The following is a 17,037-nucleotide window of genomic DNA, read 5'->3' on the forward strand; positions in this document are numbered from 1 at the left end:
GATGGATTCCGCGGGACCCGGCGGGGCTCCGGTCGGCCCGGCCGGAGGTCACTCGGCCGGTCGGTCCTCGATTCAGTGGTTGCGGCGGCGCCTACTGAGGCTGAGGACGAGCCCGCCGACGACCAGCAGCCCGCCGGCGATCGCCACCACCGTCAGGACGGCGGTGCCGGTGTGGGCGAGGATGCCGGTCGGTCCGGACGGCGTGGGGGCCGCGGGGGCCGGCGCCGGCGGGTTGCCGGGCGCGACCTTGACCGTGGCGGTGGCCTCGGAGGGGGTGGCTCCGGGGCCGGTGGCGGTCGCGGTGTTGACGACCTTGCCGCGCTGGGCGTCCTCGGTGGTGATGGTGTGCGGCTGGGCGGTGCAGACCATCGTCTCGCCGGGGGCGAGGCTGGTCCTGGGGCAGGTCACCTGGCCGGCGGTGGGGTCGTCGACCTTGATGCCGGTGACGGTGGCGGTGCCCTGGTTGGCGACCGTGAGCTTCCACTCGATCCGGTCTCCGGCGTCGGTCTTCCCGTTCCCGTTGACGTCGACGACGTCGGCGGTCTTGGTGAGGCCGAGGGCGCCGCGGCCGTCGGACGGGACGGTGACCTCGGAGGGCGGGGAGACGGGCGGTTCGCCGCGCGGCGGGGTGCCGGTGGCGGTGGCCGTGTTCCTGACCGTGCCGGCGTCGACGTCGGCCTGCGTCACGGTGTAGGTGGCGGTGCAGGTGACGGTGGCGCCGGGCGCGAGCGTGGCCGCGTCCTTCGGACACGTGACGGCGGAGAGCTTGCCGGTGCCGGTGAACTCGCCCTCGTTGACCTTGACGTCCTTGACGGTGACGTTGCCGGTGTTGGTGACGGCGAACCGGTAGGTGATCTTCTCGCCCTTGACGAGCCTGCCGGGCTTCTCGGTCTCGGCGGACTTCACGACCGCGAGCGAGGGCTTCGGCTGCTGCGGCAGCTCCACCTCGGAGGGCGGGGAGACCGGCGGCTCACCGCGCGGCGGGACGCCGGTGGCGGTGGCGGTGTTCTTCACCGTGCCGGCGTCGACGTCCGCCTGCGTCACCGTGTAAGCGGCGGTGCAGGTGACGGTGGCGCCGGGCGCCAGGGTGGCGGCCTCCTTCGGGCAGGTGACGGGGTCGAGCTTGCCGTGGCCGGTGAACTCGCCCTCGTTGATCTTGATGTCCTTCAGCGTCACGTTGCCGGTGTTGCGCACCGCGAAGCTGTAGGTGATCTTCTCGCCCGCGACCAGCTTGTCCTCCTGGCCGGCGGAGGCGGACTTGACCACGGACAGGCCGGGCTCGTCGTCCGTCGTGATGGTCGTCCCGGACGGCGGGGAGACGGGCGGCTCACCGCGCGGCGGGGTGCCGGTCGCGGTGGCGCTGTTCTTCACGGAGCCCGCGTCCACGTCGGCCTGGGTGACGGTGTAGGCGGCGGTGCAGAGCACCGTCGCGCCGGGCGCCAGGGTGGCGGCCTCCTTCGGGCAGGTGACGGGGTCGAGCTTGCCGTGGCCGGTGAACTCGCCTTCCGTGATCTTGACGTCCTTCAGCGTCACATTGCCGGTGTTGGTGACGGCGAAGCTGTAGGTGATCTGCTCCCCGGCGACGAGCTTGTCGGTGGAGGAGGTCTTGACGACCGCCAGCGCGGGCTTCTCCGGGGCCGGGACGACGGTCTCGGAGGGCGGGGAGACGGGCGGCTCACCGCGCGGCGGGGTGCCGGTGGCGGTGGCGCTGTTCTTGATGGAGCCGGCGTCGACGTCGGCCTGGGTGACGGTGTAGGCGGCGGTGCAGGTCATCGTCGCGCCGGGGGCCAGGGAGGCGGCCTCGGCGGTGGGGCAGGTGGCGACCGGCGGGGTGCCGGTGCCGGTGAACGCGCCCTCGGTGACCTTGACGTCCTTGAGGGTGACGTTGCCGGTGTTGGTGACGGCGAAGCTGTAGGTGACCGTCTCGCCGACGACCAGCTCGTCCGGCTTGCCGCTGTGACCGGTCTTGACCACGGACAGGCCGGGCTGGTCCTGCGTGCTCACCGTCGTCTCGCTCGGCGGGGAGACTGGCGGCTCACCGCGCGGCGGGGTGCCGGTGGCGGTGGCGGCGTTCTTCACCGAGCCCGCGTCGACGTCCGCCTGCGTCACGGTGTACGTGGCGGTGCAGGTGACGGTCGCGCCGGGCGCCAGCGAGGCGGCGCCGCTCGGGCAGGTGACGGGGGAGAGGGTGCCGCTGCCGGTGAACGCGGTCTCGGTGACCTTGACGTCCTTCAGTGTGACGTTGCCGGTGTTCTTCACCTCGAACTTGTAGACGATCTCCTCACCCGCGACCAGGGTGCCGGTCGAGGCGGACTTGACCACGGACAGGCCGGGCTCGTCCGGGGTGGTGATGGTGACCTCGGACGGCGGCGACACCGGCGGCGGTCCGGTGGGCGGGGTGCCGGTGGCGGTGGCGCTGTTCTTCACGGAGCCCGCGTCCACGTCGGCCTGCGTGACCGTGTAGCCGGCGGTGCAGGTGACGGTGGCGCCGGGCGCGAGCGAGGCGGCCTCCGCCGGGCAGACGACCGGGTCGAGCTTGCCGCTGCCGGTGAACGGGCCTTCGGCGACCTTGACGTCCTTGAGCGTGACGTTGCCGGTGTTGGTGACGGCGAAGCTGTAGGTGATCTTCTCGCCGGCCACCAGCTTGTCGGTGGAGGAGGTCTTGGCCACCGTGACCGCGGGGGCCGGGGGCTCGGTGATGGTCACCTCGGACGGCGGCGACACCGGCGGCGGTCCGGTCGGCGGGGTGCCGGTGGCGGTGGCGCTGTTCTTCACCGAGCCCGCGTCCACGTCCGCCTGGGTGACGGTGTAGCCGGCGGTGCAGGTCATCGTCGCGCCGGGGGCCAGCGAGGCGGCCTCGGCGGTGGGGCAGGTGACCGGCGACAGCGTGCCGCTGCCGGTGAACGCGCCCTCGGTGACCTTGACGTCCGTCAGCGTGACGTTGCCGGTGTTCTTGACCTCGAACGTGTAGGTGAGCTGCTCACCGGCGACGAGCTTGCCGGTGGAGGCGGACTTGACGACGGTCAGCTTCGGGTCGGACGGCGCCGGGACGGTCACCTCGCTGGGCGGGGAGACCGGCGGCGGTCCGGTGGGCGGGGTGCCGGTGGTGGTGGCGCTGTTCTTGATGGAGCCGGCGTCGACGTCGGCCTGGGCGACGGTGTAGGTGGCGGTGCAGGTCATCGTCGCGCCGGGGGCCAGGGAGGCGGCTTCGGCGGCGGGGCAGGTGGCGACCGGCGGGGTGCCGGTGCCGGTGAACTCGCCCTCGGTGACCTTGACGTCCTTGAGGGTGACGTTGCCGGTGTTCTTGACCTCGAACTTGTAGGTGATCGTCTCGCCGAGGACCAGCTCGTCGGGCCGGCTGGTGGTGGCGGTCTTGGCCACCGTCATCGAGGGGGCCGGCGGCTGGGTGATGGTCACCTCGGACGGCGGGGAGACCGGCGGCGGTCCGGTCGGCGGGGTGCCGGTCGCGGTGGCGGTGTTCTTCACGGAGCCCGCGTCGACGTCCGCCTGGGTGACCGTGTAGCCGGCGGTGCAGGTGACGGACGCGCCCGGCGCGAGCGAGGCGGCGCCGCTGGGGCAGCTGACCGGGTCGAGCGCGCCGCTGCCGGTGAACGCGGTCTCGGTGACCTTGACGTCCTTCAGCGTGACGTTCCCGGTGTTGGTGACCCGGAAGCTGTAGGTGATCTTCTCCCCGGCCACCAGCTTGCCGGTCGAGGCGGTCTTGACCACGGTCAGCGCCGGGTCGGACGGCGCCGGGACGGTCACCTCACTCGGCGGCGACACCGGCGGGGGACCGGTCGGCGGGTTGCCGGTGCCGGTGGCGATGTTCTTGATCGAGCCCGCGTCCACGTCCGCCTGGGTGACGGTGTAGGCGGCGGTGCAGGTCATCTCCGCGCCGGGGGCCAGGGAGGCGGCCTCGGCGGTGGGACAGACCGGGACCGGCGGGGTGCCCGCGCCCGTGAACGTGGTCTCGGTGACCTTGACGTCCTTGAGGGTGACGTTGCCGGTGTTGGTGACCACGAAGTCGTACGTGATCTCCTCACCGAGGACCAGCCTGTCCGGTTGGCTGGTGGTGGCGGACTTGACCACCTTCAGGCCGGGGCTGGACGTCGCGGTGACGGTCGCCGAGTCCGGCTGGGAGACGGTCGGAGCGGTGTCTCCCGGCGCGGTGCCGTGCGCGGTGGCGGTGTTCTTGATCGAGCCCGCGTCCAGGTCGGCCTGGGTGACGGTGTAGGCGGCGGTGCAGGTCAGCGACCCACCCGGGGCCAGCGGACCGGCCGGGCAGTCGACCGCGGGCGGCGTGCTGCCCGAGAACGCCGTCTCGGTGACACCCGGGTTCGCCAGCTCGACGTTGCCGGTGTTGGTCAGCACGAACGAGTACTTCACGCTCTCGCCGACCGCGCCCACGGTGCCCGGGGTGGCCGACTTCTCCACCGTCAGGGCCGGTGCGACGGCGCAGGTCTTCACCGAGGACTGGTTGTTGCCGGCCGTCGGGTCCTGCTCATTGGCCAGCACCGAGCCGGTGTTGGTGACGCAGCCGGTCATCGTGGCGGGGGCATCGGCCGTGATGGTGATGGTGTTCTCGACCCCCGCGAGGGTGCGCCCGCCGACACACGTCACCGTGTTGCCGGCCACGGTGCAGCCGGGCGTGGAGGTCTTCACGTTGGTCAGCGGCGCCGGGACGGTGTCGGTGACGGTGTAGCCGCTGGAGTTGCCCGGGCCGTTGTTCTTCACCTTCAGCGTGTACGTCACGGGGGAGCCGGGCTTCACAAGATCCGGTCCGCTCTTCACGACCGACAGGTCGGTCGGCAGGCCGGGCGAGGCCGCGCCGTCATTGAAGGCGCTTGCCGGTCCCGGTGATGAGGAGACAAGGGTGAACGTCGGGTTCGCCGCCGCCGGATTGGTGATCTTGATCTGGTAGACCGTTCCGGACGTGTTCTCGGAGATGCCGATGTTGCCGTTGCCGAACGTCCAGGCGGCACCGAAGCCACCGGCGCCCAGTGTCACCGTCGAGGCGGGGAACGTCGCGACCGTCTTGGCAGCCCCGAGGAGATCCACACGGACCAGGTGGCCATTTGTGTCGACGCCCCAGAAGAAGCCGTTCGCGTAGGTGAGATCCCATGCGTTCGGCACTGCGGACAGGTTGATCGTCGCGGTCACCGTGCCGGTGGCGACATTGAGCCGGTAGACCGTGTCGGTTGAGCTGTTGCCGACGTAGAGACTCCCGTCCGGCGCGAAGGCACCCCAGTTCATCCCGGTGCCCGGCACGATGCCGGTACCCACGCGGGTGACGACACCGCCCTGCCCGATCCGGACGATCGCACCGGGGGTCGCGCCGGTGTCGATGCCGTACAGGTAGTTGTTCGTCGGGTTGTAACTGATGGCGTTGTAGGAGGTCGGGGCGACGGCACCTTCCGGTTGGAAGGTGACACTGCCGGAGGCTCCGGTGATCGACCGGTACAACCGCGTCGGAGATTCCTGCGCGATGAAGACCTGGGGGTCCGCTGGATCGAACGGGTCACCGGCCGCCGCGTGCGACTGCGGAGCGGAGAGGAACGGGGCTATGAAGGCGCCCGCCCCGATCAGCAGGGCCATCACCAGCAACCCGATGAGTGAGCGGCGCGGCCGCCCTCGATGCCGCCCTGAGCGGCGAACCATGGTGCTCATGCGGTCCCCTCCGGCAACCGCGGCGGTATGGATATGGGCACCCGCGTTGACCAGTTCACTTCGGACGTCCCTCCAGGTCGGAAGCTACGGCACGCACGGCGTGGGACTTCCGTGTACGCACCGGGATCAGGGCAGTGGGAACCTGATCTTGAGAGGGGAGTAAAGCACCGAATCATTGAAACTTGTCGTATATGAGCACAAGTTATCTTCGTGTCTGTTTTGGGTGTTTGATCCACTGTCGGGCCCGCAGCCCGCCGCCCCGCCGGGCCCGTGCTCGGCGGGGCGAAGTAGTCTGGATGCGAAGCATCGCGCTCAGCCCCGGCAGCTCACCGGGGGAACGCGCCTGCGTGGGGATCGGGGTCGTCGGTGAACGGTCTCGGCCGGCTCCTGACGGAAAGGCCCGCCAGGCCGTGTCAGCCCGTGTGGCACACCGGGGCGGTCGAGTGGCCGGACAGGTACACCTGTTCGTCGGGTGTGAGATCGCGGTCGACGGACCCGCAGATCCTCCGGATCGCGTCGGCGGGCTCGGGCGGATCGGTGCTCCACAGCCGTACCGTGGCGTCGGCGCTGCCAGTGGCCAGGGTGCGGTTGTCGGGGCTGAACACCACCGTGGTCACACTGTCGGCATGGCCGGTGAAGATGGCTCGGCTCTTGCTGGTGGCCAGTTCCCACAGGCGCGCGGTGGCGTCAGAACTGCCGGTGGCCAGGGTCTTCCCGTCCGGGCTGAACGCCACCGTCTGCACCGTGGCGCTGTGGCCGGTGAGGACGGCGTGACTGTTGCCGGTGGCGACGTCCCACAGCCTGGCGGCGTTGTCGGTGCTGCCGGTGGCCAGGGTCCTTCCGTCCGGGCTGAACGCCACGGCGGTCACGGTACCGGCGTGGCCGTGGATGGTGGCGCGGGCGGATTCCGTGGAGAGGTCCCACAACTGGGCGGTCCGGTCTGCGCTGCCGGTGGCCAGGGCCTTTCCGTCCGGGCTGAACGCCACGGCGTCCACGGCGCCGATGTGGCCGCTGACGACGGCGAGGAGGGAACCGGTCGGGACGTTCCACGTCATGGCGGTGGTGTCTGCGCTGCCGGTCGCGAGGGTCCTTCCGTCGGGGCTGAACGCCAGCGCGTGCACGGTGTCCGTGTGGCCGAGGAGGGTTTGGAGGTTCTTGCCGGTGGCCACGTCCCAGAGCCCGACCCTGAAGTCGGGTTCGCCGGTGGCGAGGGTCCTTCCGTCCGGACTCAACGCCACTGCGGTGAGGATTTCGGACTGGCGGCCGATGAGCAGGCTGCGGGAATCGTGGTCCTTCACGTTCCACGACTGCACCGCCGCATCGATGCCGCCTGTGGTGAGTGTCCCTCCGTCGGTGCTGAACGTGATCGCCCTCGGCTCTGACGTGTGCCCGGACAGGACAGGACGGGCAGAGAGGTCCCACAACCGCGCGGTGGTGTCGAAGCTGCCGGTGGCGAGGGTCTTCCCATCGGGGCTGAACGCCACGGAGAACACGCTGTCGACGTGGCCGTTGAGGGTGGTGTGGGTGGTGCCGGTGCCGACGTCCCACAGCCGCGCGGTCTGGTCGGTGCTGGCGGTGGCGAGGGTCTTGCCGTCGGGGCTGAACGCCACGCCCTCTACGGCACCCGCGTGGCCGTTGAGGGTGGTGTGGGTGGTGCCGGTGCCGACGTCCCACAGCCGCGCGGTCTGGTCGGTGCTGGCGGTGGCGAGGGTCTTGCCGTCGGGGCTGAACGCCACGGCTTCCACGGCACCCGCGTGGCCGTTGAGGGTGGTGCGGGTGGTGCCGGTGCCGACGTCCCACAGGCGGGCTGTGCTGTCTGCGCTGCCGGTGGCGAGGGTCCTCCCGTCGGGGCTGAACGCCATGGCGTACACCCCGCCCGTGTGGCCTTGGAGGGTGACGAGCGGTGACCTGGTGTCGACGTTCCACAGGCGCACGGAACCGTCGTCGCCGGCGGTGGCGAGGGCCTTTCCGTCCGGACTGAACGCCACCGCGTTCACGTCACTCGTATGACCTTCGAGGGTGGCGCGGGAGGATCCGGTGCCGACGTCCCACAGTTGGGCGGTGTCGTCGAAGCTCGCGGTGGCGAGGGTCTTCCCGTCAGGGCTGAAGGCTGCGGAGAACACGCTCTCGGTATGGCCGGTGAGCGTGTGGAGTGTCTTGCCGGTGTCGACGTCCCACAGGCGTACGGACCTGTCGCCGCCGGCGGTGGCGAGGGTCTTTCGGTCGGGGCTGAACGCCACCGCGTAGATCGCCTCGGTGTGGCCCGTCAGGCGCCGCTTCAACGGCAGGAGCGCCGCGTTCCCCAGGCTCTCGACGGACTCGGGGGTGTCACTGGTGTTGTACGCCGCGATGGCCAGCAGTGCCGCGAGGTCCGGGTTGGTGCCGATGAGCGTGTCGGACTGGGCGGCGAACTGGCGCGACAGGGACTCTTCCCGTTCCGTGGTCACCGTCCGCCACTGCCAGACGGCTCCGGCGGCGGCGACCAGGGCGACGACGAGGAGGCCGGCCAGGATCGCGTTGAGGCGCCGGCTGCGCCGGATGGCGGCCTGCTGGCGCTCCTGGCTGGCGGTGAGGAACGCCGTGATGTCGCCCGGCAGACGGCGCTGCTGCGCCCAGTCGAGGCCCTCGGCGAGTGCGGTCCCGCCCAGCAGGTCGCCGGGGGCCTTCCGCTCGGCCCATTCGGCCCGTCGCTTGCGCGTGGTCTCCAGCCAGTCCTGGAAGTGGTGGTCCTGCTCCACCCACTGCTGGAGCGTGCCCCATTCGCGGATGAGCGCGTCGTGGATCAGCTCGGCCACCGGTTGCCCGGCCGGCGGCTGGGGGCCGGCGGCGCCGCGCGGGGCGCGGGTCATGATGATCCGGTGGCGGGTGAGCGCGGCGACCACCTCGTCGACGGCCCGGTCGCTCTCGGGCGTGGCCTCGGTGCTGGAGGCCAGCTCGCGCAGTTCACGCAGCGGGAGCTGTTCCCGGATGGCCGGGACCTGGTAGCCGGGCTCGGCCGGCCGCACCAGGGAGGTCAGGATCCTTCGGGCGATGGGGAGTTGGTCGTCGGGAAGTTGCCGGAGCGCGGAGTCGCACCAGGTGGTGAGGCCTCCGGTGACTCCGCCGATGCGCTGGTAGGCGTCATGGGTGAGGTAGCCGTTGTGGCGCCGCTGCCACAGCTGGCTGAGCGTCAATTCCAGGAGCGGCAGGACGGTGACGGGTGCCCGGTCGCCGGACGTGCCCCCGGGGGTGGCCTCCAGGACGTCGGTGATGATCTGCTCGGGCAGGCCGGCCTCGAAGTGGGCGCCGACGGACCGGGCGGGCAGGGTGATGATGTCGTGCAGGTCGCTCCGGCTGAGGGTGCTCGGCAGGTTGAGCAGGCCCGGCATCGCCTTCTCCAGCAGCGCCGGTGCCAGAGCGGCCAGTTGCGGATAGAAGTCGTCACGCATCACCAGGAGCACGCTGACCGGGACGGCCGAGTCGACGAGTTCGCCGAGCTGCTCGGCGACCGCCGCGACCTCCCGCTGCCGGCCGTTGCCGGACCGGGCGAGGAACTCCTCGAACTGGTCGACGACCAGCAGGAGCCGCTCCCGGCCCGGTTCCTCCGCCAGCCTGCGGGTGACGGCGGCGGTGATCCCGTCCCGGCGCGCCCCGGGCAGTCCGGCGCGTTCCAGTTCGGCGAGCAGGTCCTGGCGCGGCCGGGCCAGGACGGTCAACCAGCGGTCACTGCCGGGGAGTTCCCCCTCGGCCAGGGCGGGCAGGACGCCGGCCTGAACCAGGGACGACTTGCCCGAACCGGAGGGGCCGAGCAGCAGCGTCAGCCGCTGCTGGTGGCCCAGATCGGCCAGCACCTGCCGCACCGCGTCCTCCCGGCCCTCGAACCAGCGGGCCTCCTCCGCGGTGAACGACTCCAGTCCCCGGTACGGGCAGACGTCCGTCAGGGCCAGGTCGGGCCAGACCTCCCGCAGGACCTCCACGGGGGTGACGTAGGCGATGCCCTGGCCCCGCTCGTAGTCGTCGGGGGCGGCGATCTCGGTCACCATGCCGATGACCAGGCCGGTCATCTCGTCGAGGACCGGGCCGCCGCTGAACCCGGTGGTCAGGTCGTTGGCCGCGGTCAGCTGGAGGTGGGCGCCGCCGCGCTCACCGGCCGGCAGCAGGTCGCCGGCCACGCCGAAGCCGAAGTGCCCGCCCGGCGGGGCCTGCGCGGGGAAGCCGAACGACCGCACCTGGTGGCCCCGGCAGCCCTCCGGGGAGCCCAGCGGCAGCGCCGCCGTCCCCGGCACGGTACGGGCCAGGCGGACGACGGCGACGTCGTCGCCGTCGGGCTCGCGCCACGGCTCCGCCAGGACGCGGCCCTCGACCAGGGGCGAGCCCTCCACGTTGGGGAAGGCCAGCCGCACCGGGTCACCGGGGCCGGACCCGGCGGCGCGCACGACGTGTGCGCAGGTCAGCAGGACGTCCGGGCCGACCAGGAAGCCCGCTCCGGCGACCCCGCCGTCCGGCCCGAGCACTTGGGCCACGGCCGGAAGCAGTTCACCCGCCCGACCACCGTCCGGTGGCCGGTCCGCGCTAGCCACCGGACGGGCCCGATCGGGCCGGGCCCGGGGGCGGGGGCGGAGCGCCGGGGCTGCCTTGCCGCCACAACGCCCGCACCAGCAGATGGCAGTTGGCGGCGCTCTTCGTGATCACGGCGCCGGCCTCGAAGGAGAGGTCGACGCCGAACTCCACCGCGATCTCGTCGGGGCCGATCCGGCGCAGCTCGGTGAGCGCCGCGTGGGCGGCCGCGGTGACCGGGGTGAGGGCGCCCTGGATGGTCGTCGGCAGATCGCGGACGGCCTCGCCGAGCCGGCCGGCCTTCACCGGCCCCTCCGCCCCGCCGGGCGCCTCCAGCAGGACCCAGCCCCCGTCCGCCAGCGGGATGCGAGCCAGAGCTGCCACGGCCTCCTCCTTCGGCGTCACGGATGTCGCGGCCACTCGCATCGTCGTCCGCCGCCCCGAGCGCCGCACCCGGACCCGGCCATCCGGACGACCGGTCCAACCGCTCCTGGCGGGGGCGAGCCGCCGGAAGCGCCAGTGGATCGTCCGCTCGTCCGCTCGTCCGATCGGCGTCAACCCGGTTCGTGAACGGTCGCCTGATCAGGCGGATATGCGATTGGAGCGTACGGGCACAACTGGGTCGACCTGCTCCAGCTCGACCAGCTCGACCAGCTCGACAAATTCGACCAAGGAGGACCCTTGAAGCGTCTGCTCCATGTCGCCGGCATCGCCACCGCCGCCACCGCCACCGCCGCCCTGTGCCTGGCCACGGCCACCAGCGCGGGGGCGGCAGCGCCGGCCGCGGCGGTGCCCGACGGTTGAACGGAGTCCGCCGGCTCGCCACGAGGGGGGCGGACTCATTCTGCGGTGAGCACGTCGCCCAGGCGGCGGTGGCGGGCTGCCCGGGCGGCGAGGCGGGCGGCTTCGGGGGTGGCGGTGAGGGTGGTCAGGGCGGTGGCGACGGCGTGGCCGAGGCGGGCGCAGAAGGCGGCCGGTTCGTCGGCGGCGTCGGGGAGTTCGGGGACCACCGTGTCGACCAGGCCGACGGCGGCGAGGTCGTGGGCGCCGATGCCCTGGGAACGGGCCAGGTCGGGGGCGTGGGTGCCGTCGCGGTGGACGATGGCCGAGGCGCCCTCGGGCGGGAGCGGGGCGAGCCAGGAGTTGGCGGCGGCGAGGACGCGGTCGGCGGGCAGCAGGGCCAGGGCGCCGCCGCCGGAGCCCTGGCCGAGGAGGACGGCGAGGACGGGGGTGCGCAGGGCGAGCAGGGTGGTGAGGCAGTGGGCGATCTCGATGGCCACGCCGTCCAGTTCGGCCTGGACGGAGAGTTCGGCGCCCGCCGTGTCGACCACCGTGACGAGGGGGAGGCCGAGCTGTTCGGCGACCCGGGCGGTGCGGCGGACGGCGCGCAGGTCGGCGGCAGTGAAGGGGTGTTCCTGGGCGCCGCTCTGCCGCTGCTGGCCGACGACCACGGCGGGCCGCCCGCCCAGCACGGCGAGCGCGCGGACCAGGGCGCCGTCGCGGCCGCCGGGGGAGTCGAGGAGGACCAGCTCCTCGGTGGTGCGGCGCAGCAGTTCGCGGGTGCCGGGTCGGTCGGGTCGGCGGGTGCGGAGGACCGCCTCCCAGGCGTCGGGTCGCTCGGCGGCCTCCGTGGGAGCGGCCGTCGAGGAGGGCAGCGCCCGGCGGGTCAGCACGGACAGCGAGCGGCGCAGCACCTCGCGCAGCTCCTCGGGCGCCACCACCGCGTCCACCAGTCCGCGCTCGGCGAGCGTCTCGGCGCGCTGCACCTCGGGGGGAAGCTCGACGCCCCGCAGCTCCTCGTACACCCGGGGGCCGAGGAAGCCCAGCCGTGCCCCCGGTTCGGCGAACACCAGTTGCCCGAGCGTCCCCCAGGAGGCGAACACCCCGCCCATGGTGGGGTTGCGCAGATAGGTGAGGTACGGCAGCCCGGCCGCCCGGTGGGCCTGGACGGCGGCGGTGATCCGCAGCATGCAGAGGAACGCGGCGGAGCCCTCCTGCATCCGGGTGCCGCCGGAGACCGGCAGGGCGACCAGCGGCAGCCGCTCGGCGGTGGCCCGCTCGACGGCGCGGGTGATCCGTTCGGCGGTTGCCACGCCGATGGACCCGCCGAGGAAGCCGAACTCGGAGGCGATCAGGGCGACCGGCTCCCCGCCGATCCGGCCGAGGCCGGTGAGCACGGCCTCGTCCACGCCGGTCCGCTCCCGCGCCCGGGCGAGGCTCGCCCGGTAGCCGGGGTCGGCCGGTTCGCCGGCCGCCGATTCGTCGGTCGCCGGTTCGTCCCAGCTCCGGTAGCCGCCGGGGTCGACCAGCAGCCCGATCAGCTGGTGCGCTGTCAAGGAGACGCCCATCTGTTCCACCCCATCGCGTGATCCGGGCCCGCACCGACGAAGATCACCCTAGGCGGAGGGCGGAGCGGGCAGGGGGATTGGCCGGCCGGTGTGAGGAGGACGACAGCCTCTCCCGGGCGGGGGGAGGGGGATCGGACCCGCGCAGGATTCCGGGCCGGCGGCGGGCGCGGAGGCCGGAGGCATGACCACCGCAGCGATGAGCCACCCCGTCCGGCCCCGGGCCCGGCACGCGGCCCGGGCACCCGCCGCCGACCTCCGGGGTCGGCACGGTGGGCCGTCGGAGGCGGGCTGTCAACGGTGTGCCGTCAACTGTGGACCGTCGAGCCGCAGAAGCCGGCGGGGATGCTCCGGAAACCGTGGCTCCTGATGGCGGCGGTGGCGGTGGCGTTCCGGCAGATCCACCCGCCGGCGCCGAAGACGGCGCGCAGGGCCCTGCCGTGCGCGTCCGTGCTGTTCCACTCGGCCTCGCGCACCACGTTGTAGAGGACCCGCGCGTACGCCGAGTTCCCGAACTGGGCGGACATCTGCTGGTACTGGTCCACCGGGGCGATCCCGTCGAGGCCGCGCACGGTGAGCGCTCCGGCCTCGTCGCCGGGCCCGGTGTGCCCGCCGTGGACCTGGCCGACGTAGCGGCCGACGGAGTAGGGCACGATCGCGTTGGGGTCGTGCAGGACCGGGTCGGTGCCCTGGTCCCCCCGCACGACGGTGCGTACGCACGAGTGGTCGGTCCAGTTGTCGGCCGTGACGGCGGACTGGTAGCCGATGGCGGTGAGGAAGAAGGCCGACGAATCCGAGGGCAGGCCGGCGACGCCGCTCCGGGAGACGGTGAGGGTGCCGGCCAGGACCGGGACGATGGCGGCGTCGGGCAGGGCCGGATCGATCTGCCGCCAGTTGGTCTTGACGCAGGTGAAGACATCGCGCAACTGGGCGGCGGTCAGGTTCGCCGGGGCGTTGCCGCCGGCCGGAGCGGCCCAGCTGACCGAGTCCTTGGCCATCGCCACGAACAGGTCGGTCGAGGGGTCGTCGGTGCGCGGACCGCGGGAGGAACGCGCGAAGTCGACGGTGCTGCTGGTGTAGGCGTTCAGGGCGACGATGCCCGGGTCGGTCCGGATCGGGCGGACGATCGGGGTCGCGCCGGCCTTGGTGGTGATCTCGTTGCTGCCGGTGGAGTCCCAGCTGTACAGGCGCGGCGAGGTGGTGTCCCCGGCGGCGGCCAGCGAGGCGTTGTAGTCGGTGGAGAACCGGTTGAACAGCATCTCGGTGGTCCCCGACCCCACGCCGACGATGTCGGTCGCGGCGGGCAGCGGCGGGTCGGCGAGGGCGGGGGTGGTGACGGTGAGTGCCAGGGCGGAGGCGAGGGCGAGGGCCGAAGCGGCCCCGGCGGCGAATCGGAGCATGACGGGGACTCCCGAACGTGGTGGGGGACGCAGCAGGCCGGTCACCGGTGGACCGTCACGCCGCAGGCGCCGACGGGAAGGGTCCGGAAGCCGTGGCTCCTGACGGCGGCGGCGGCGACAGGGCTCTTGCAGATCCACCCGAAGGGGCCGAAGACCTTGCGCAGGCCGCCGGCTGCGGAGGTGCTGTACCAGTCGGCCTCGCGCACGACGTTGAAGAGGATCCGTCCGTAGGACGTGTTCACGAAGGAGGAGGCCAGGGCGTGGTCCGGGGAGGACAACGGGGCGATTCCGTCGATGCTGCGGACGGTGAGGATGACGGGGTCGTCACCGGGGCGGGAGTGCCCGCCGTAGACCTGGCCGATGAAGCGGCCGACGGAGTAGGGGACGATCGCGTTGGGGTCGTGCAGGAGCGCGTCCCAGCCCTGGTCCCCCCGCTCGACGACGCGTACGCACGAGCGGTCGCTGGAGCCGTCCGTGCCCGCGGGCGGGTAGCCGATGGTCTTGAGGAGGGTGTCCGAGGACTCCATCGGTGCGCCCGTGACGCCCCGCCGGTCGACGTAGAGATGGCCGGCGAGTACCGGGACGATGGTGGTGTCGGGCAGCGCGGGGTCGATCTGCTTCCACTTGGTGACGCGGCAGTTGTAGATGTTGGAGAGGTCGTAGGTGGACAGGTTCTGCGGAGCGTTGCCGCCGGCCGGTGCGGCCCAGCTGACCGCGTCCCTGGCGAACGGCACGAACAGGTTGCCGGGAAGGTCGTTGGCGTTCGGGAAGCGGGTGGCACGGACGAAGTCGACGGTGCTGCTGGTGGTGGCGTTCAATGCCGCCACCCCCGCGTCGGTCCGGTCCGGGCGGACGATCGGGGTGGCCCCGGCCTTGGTGACGATCGGGGACGGGGCTCCGGTGGAGTCCCAGCTGTAGAGGCGCGGTGAGGTGGTGTCCCCGGCGGCGGCGAGGGAGGCGTTGTAGTCGGTGGAGAACTGGTTGAGCAGGGTCTCGGTGACGCCCGCCCCCACGCCGACGATGTCGGTCGCGGCGGGCAGCGGCGGGTCGGCGAGGGCGGGGGTGGTGACGGTGAGTGCCAGGGCGGAGGCGAGGGCGAGGGCCGAAGCGGCCCTGGCGGCGAGTCGGAGCACGGGAACTCCCGGTCGGAGGCGGGCGGGGCACCGGCATCATCGGACCGCCCGGTCCGTCCCCGGAAGACCGCGTGGACCCGGGGCACGGACGCCACCGCAGGTCATCGCCACCCTCCCCGAACGCCGTCGCCACCTGTTCTTCCACCGGTGGCCCCCCGGTCACCCGCCGAGGGCTACACCGGCGGCTGCGGGTCGTACTGGATGCCGCGGCGCACCCGGCGCGCCCGCTCCACCGAGGACAGCCGGGAGACCAGGTGCAGCGCCATGTCCATCCCCGCCGAGATCCCGGCCGAGGTGATCACGTCCCCGTCGTCGACGAAGCGGTCCTCCCGCCGTACCTCGGCCGTCGGCTCCAGCTCGGCCAGCAGGTCGAGCGAGGCCCAGTGCGTGGTGACCGGCCGCCCCCGCAGCAGACCCGCCTTCGCGTAGACCAGCGCGCCGGTGCAGACGCCGGCCATCAGCGGAACCGACGCGGCCAGCTCCCGCACCCGCGCCAGGTGCTCCTCGTCCGCCAGCAGCGGCCGGGTGCCCTGCCCGCCCGGATGGATCACCACCTCCGGGGCGGGCGCCGACGCCCAGGAGTGGTGCGCGTGCACGGTCAGCCCCTTGGCGCACTCCACCGGCCCGCCGTCACGGGAAACGCACGACACCCGCCAGCCGTCCTCGGGGAAGTTCCGCGTCCAGTAGGCGAGCACCTCCCAGGGGCCGATGGCGTCCAGCTCCTCGACGCCGGGGAACAGCAGGATCGCGATGTGACGGAGTGGCCGGCCGGGCCGGTCGCCCTCCTGGGCGCTGATGTCCATGGCCCCGGATTCAACCAGAGCGCCCACGATCCGGTCCGGCAATTTCCGGGCCCGCACCGGCCCCGGCCCGCACCGGCCCGCGCCCCCCTCGCGTCAGGAAACCGTACGGACCGGGCCCGCGCGCGTCAGGGGCCCGTCAACGAACCGGCCGCCCGCCGTCCGCCCGGCTTGGCTGAGGACCGACGACACCAGTCACCGGTTGGAAGGACGGACCAGCACCATGGCGGACGAGCCGACAGACCTCCCCAGTGCACCCCGGGGCCCCGAGGACGACGGCCGCGGCCGCGTCGTCGTCGGCGTCAGCGGCTCGCTCGGCAGCCTCGCCGCCCTGCACCGCGCCGTCGCCGAGGCCCGCCGGCTCGACGCCGAGGTCCTCGCCGTGCACTGCTGGACCCCGGCCGGCGGCGAGTTCGGCTACCGCCGCTCGCCCTGCCCGCCACTGCTGACCGCCTGTCGCGACGCCGCCGCCACCCGGCTGCGCGACGCCCTCGACCAGGCCTTCGGCGGCGCCTGGTCCGGCGCCCGGCTGCGCAGCATCGCCGTCCGCGGCGAGACCGGGCAGGCCCTGGTCCGCTGCGCCGACCGCCCGGACGACCTGCTGGTCCTCGGCGCCGGCAGCCGCGGCGCCCTCGCCCGCGCGCTGCGCCCCTCCGTCACCGCCTACTGCACCCGCCACGCCACCTGCCCGGTCCTCGCCGTCCCCAAGCCGCCCCTCCAACGCGAACTGGAAGCCCTCCGGCGCCACCCCCGCACCCGCCTGACCGCCACGCCTGACCGCCCCCGAGCCCGGTCCGGGCACCCGTTCTGAGCTGGTAGTGTTCTTCTTGTCGCGAGGGAATGATTCCTCGTCAGGCGTCAGTGGTGCTACCAGAGCACGTCCCACTTTCAGTGGGGAGAGTCCGTGCGACCCGGGCCTGGCGCTCCAAGTCGGAGGGGTCCGGCACCTGTTGATTCGGGTGCCGGGCCTTTTCGTGTTTCGGGGGTGTTGGTGGTCGGGGGTTTGTCTGTGGTTCGGGCACGTGTTCCGGGCTGGTAGTGTTCTTCCTGTCGCGAGGGAGTGATTCCTCGTCAGGCGTCAGTGGTGCTACCAGAGCACGTCCCACTTTCAGTGGGGAGAGTCCGTGCGACCCGGGCCTGGCGCTCCAAGTCGGAG

Annotated in this window: 9 protein-coding genes; 2 read left to right on the forward strand and 7 right to left on the reverse strand. The window is 72.8% G+C overall.

Annotated elements, in window-relative coordinates; all coding sequences use genetic code 11:
• Nucleotides 1-72: 72 nt before the first annotated feature.
• The 3 genes from ACFU74_RS28965 to ACFU74_RS28975 all read right to left on the reverse strand — a co-directional run bounded on the left by ACFU74_RS28965 (nt 73) and on the right by ACFU74_RS28975 (nt 10,587).
• Nucleotides 73-5,667, reverse strand: a complete 5,595-nt coding sequence (locus ACFU74_RS28965; RefSeq protein WP_380761953.1) for a DUF6923 family protein — start codon at nt 5,665-5,667, stop codon at nt 73-75.
• Between the two features lie 413 nt (nt 5,668-6,080).
• Nucleotides 6,081-10,169 (reverse strand): trypsin-like peptidase domain-containing protein, encoded by a 4,089-nt coding sequence (locus ACFU74_RS28970; RefSeq protein ID WP_380761955.1) that lies wholly within the window; start codon nt 10,167-10,169, stop codon nt 6,081-6,083.
• Nucleotides 10,170-10,218: 49 nt separating this feature from the next.
• The gene (locus ACFU74_RS28975; RefSeq protein ID WP_380761957.1) at nt 10,219-10,587 is read right to left on the reverse strand and encodes a CU044_2847 family protein; all 369 of its coding nucleotides are present in this window, start codon (nt 10,585-10,587) and stop codon (nt 10,219-10,221) included.
• A 297-nt stretch (nt 10,588-10,884) separates the two neighbouring features.
• Between ACFU74_RS28975 and ACFU74_RS28980 the strand changes: the two genes are divergently transcribed.
• Nucleotides 10,885-11,007: a hypothetical protein gene (locus tag ACFU74_RS28980; protein ID WP_380761959.1), complete on the forward strand. Its 123-nt coding sequence runs from the start codon at nt 10,885-10,887 to the stop codon at nt 11,005-11,007.
• 35 nt (nt 11,008-11,042) lie between these two features.
• Here the strand turns inward: ACFU74_RS28980 and ACFU74_RS28985 are convergent, their stop codons facing one another.
• From ACFU74_RS28985 to ACFU74_RS29000, 4 genes are all read right to left on the reverse strand, one after another.
• A complete protein-coding gene (locus tag ACFU74_RS28985) occupies nt 11,043-12,551 on the reverse strand; it encodes a carboxyl transferase domain-containing protein (protein ID WP_380761961.1) in 1,509 nt (502 codons plus the stop codon).
• Nucleotides 12,552-12,856: 305 nt separating this feature from the next.
• Nucleotides 12,857-13,948, reverse strand: a complete 1,092-nt coding sequence (locus ACFU74_RS28990; protein WP_380761963.1) for a hypothetical protein — start codon at nt 13,946-13,948, stop codon at nt 12,857-12,859.
• A 41-nt stretch (nt 13,949-13,989) separates the two neighbouring features.
• The gene (locus ACFU74_RS28995) at nt 13,990-15,081 is read right to left on the reverse strand and encodes a substrate-binding domain-containing protein (protein WP_380761965.1); all 1,092 of its coding nucleotides are present in this window, start codon (nt 15,079-15,081) and stop codon (nt 13,990-13,992) included.
• 173 nt (nt 15,082-15,254) lie between these two features.
• Nucleotides 15,255-15,884, reverse strand: coding sequence for a DJ-1/PfpI family protein (locus ACFU74_RS29000; protein ID WP_380761967.1), 630 nt, complete (start codon nt 15,882-15,884; stop codon nt 15,255-15,257).
• A gap of 220 nt (nt 15,885-16,104) precedes the next feature.
• On the opposite strand from ACFU74_RS29000, the gene ACFU74_RS29005 reads away from it, so the two are divergent.
• Nucleotides 16,105-16,692, forward strand: a complete 588-nt coding sequence (locus tag ACFU74_RS29005; protein ID WP_380761969.1) for a universal stress protein — start codon at nt 16,105-16,107, stop codon at nt 16,690-16,692.
• Nucleotides 16,693-17,037: the final 345 nt, after the last annotated feature.

The sequence above is a fragment of the Kitasatospora sp. NPDC057500 genome (assembly GCF_042802195.1).
In the GTDB taxonomy this organism is placed as follows: domain Bacteria; phylum Actinomycetota; class Actinomycetes; order Streptomycetales; family Streptomycetaceae; genus Kitasatospora.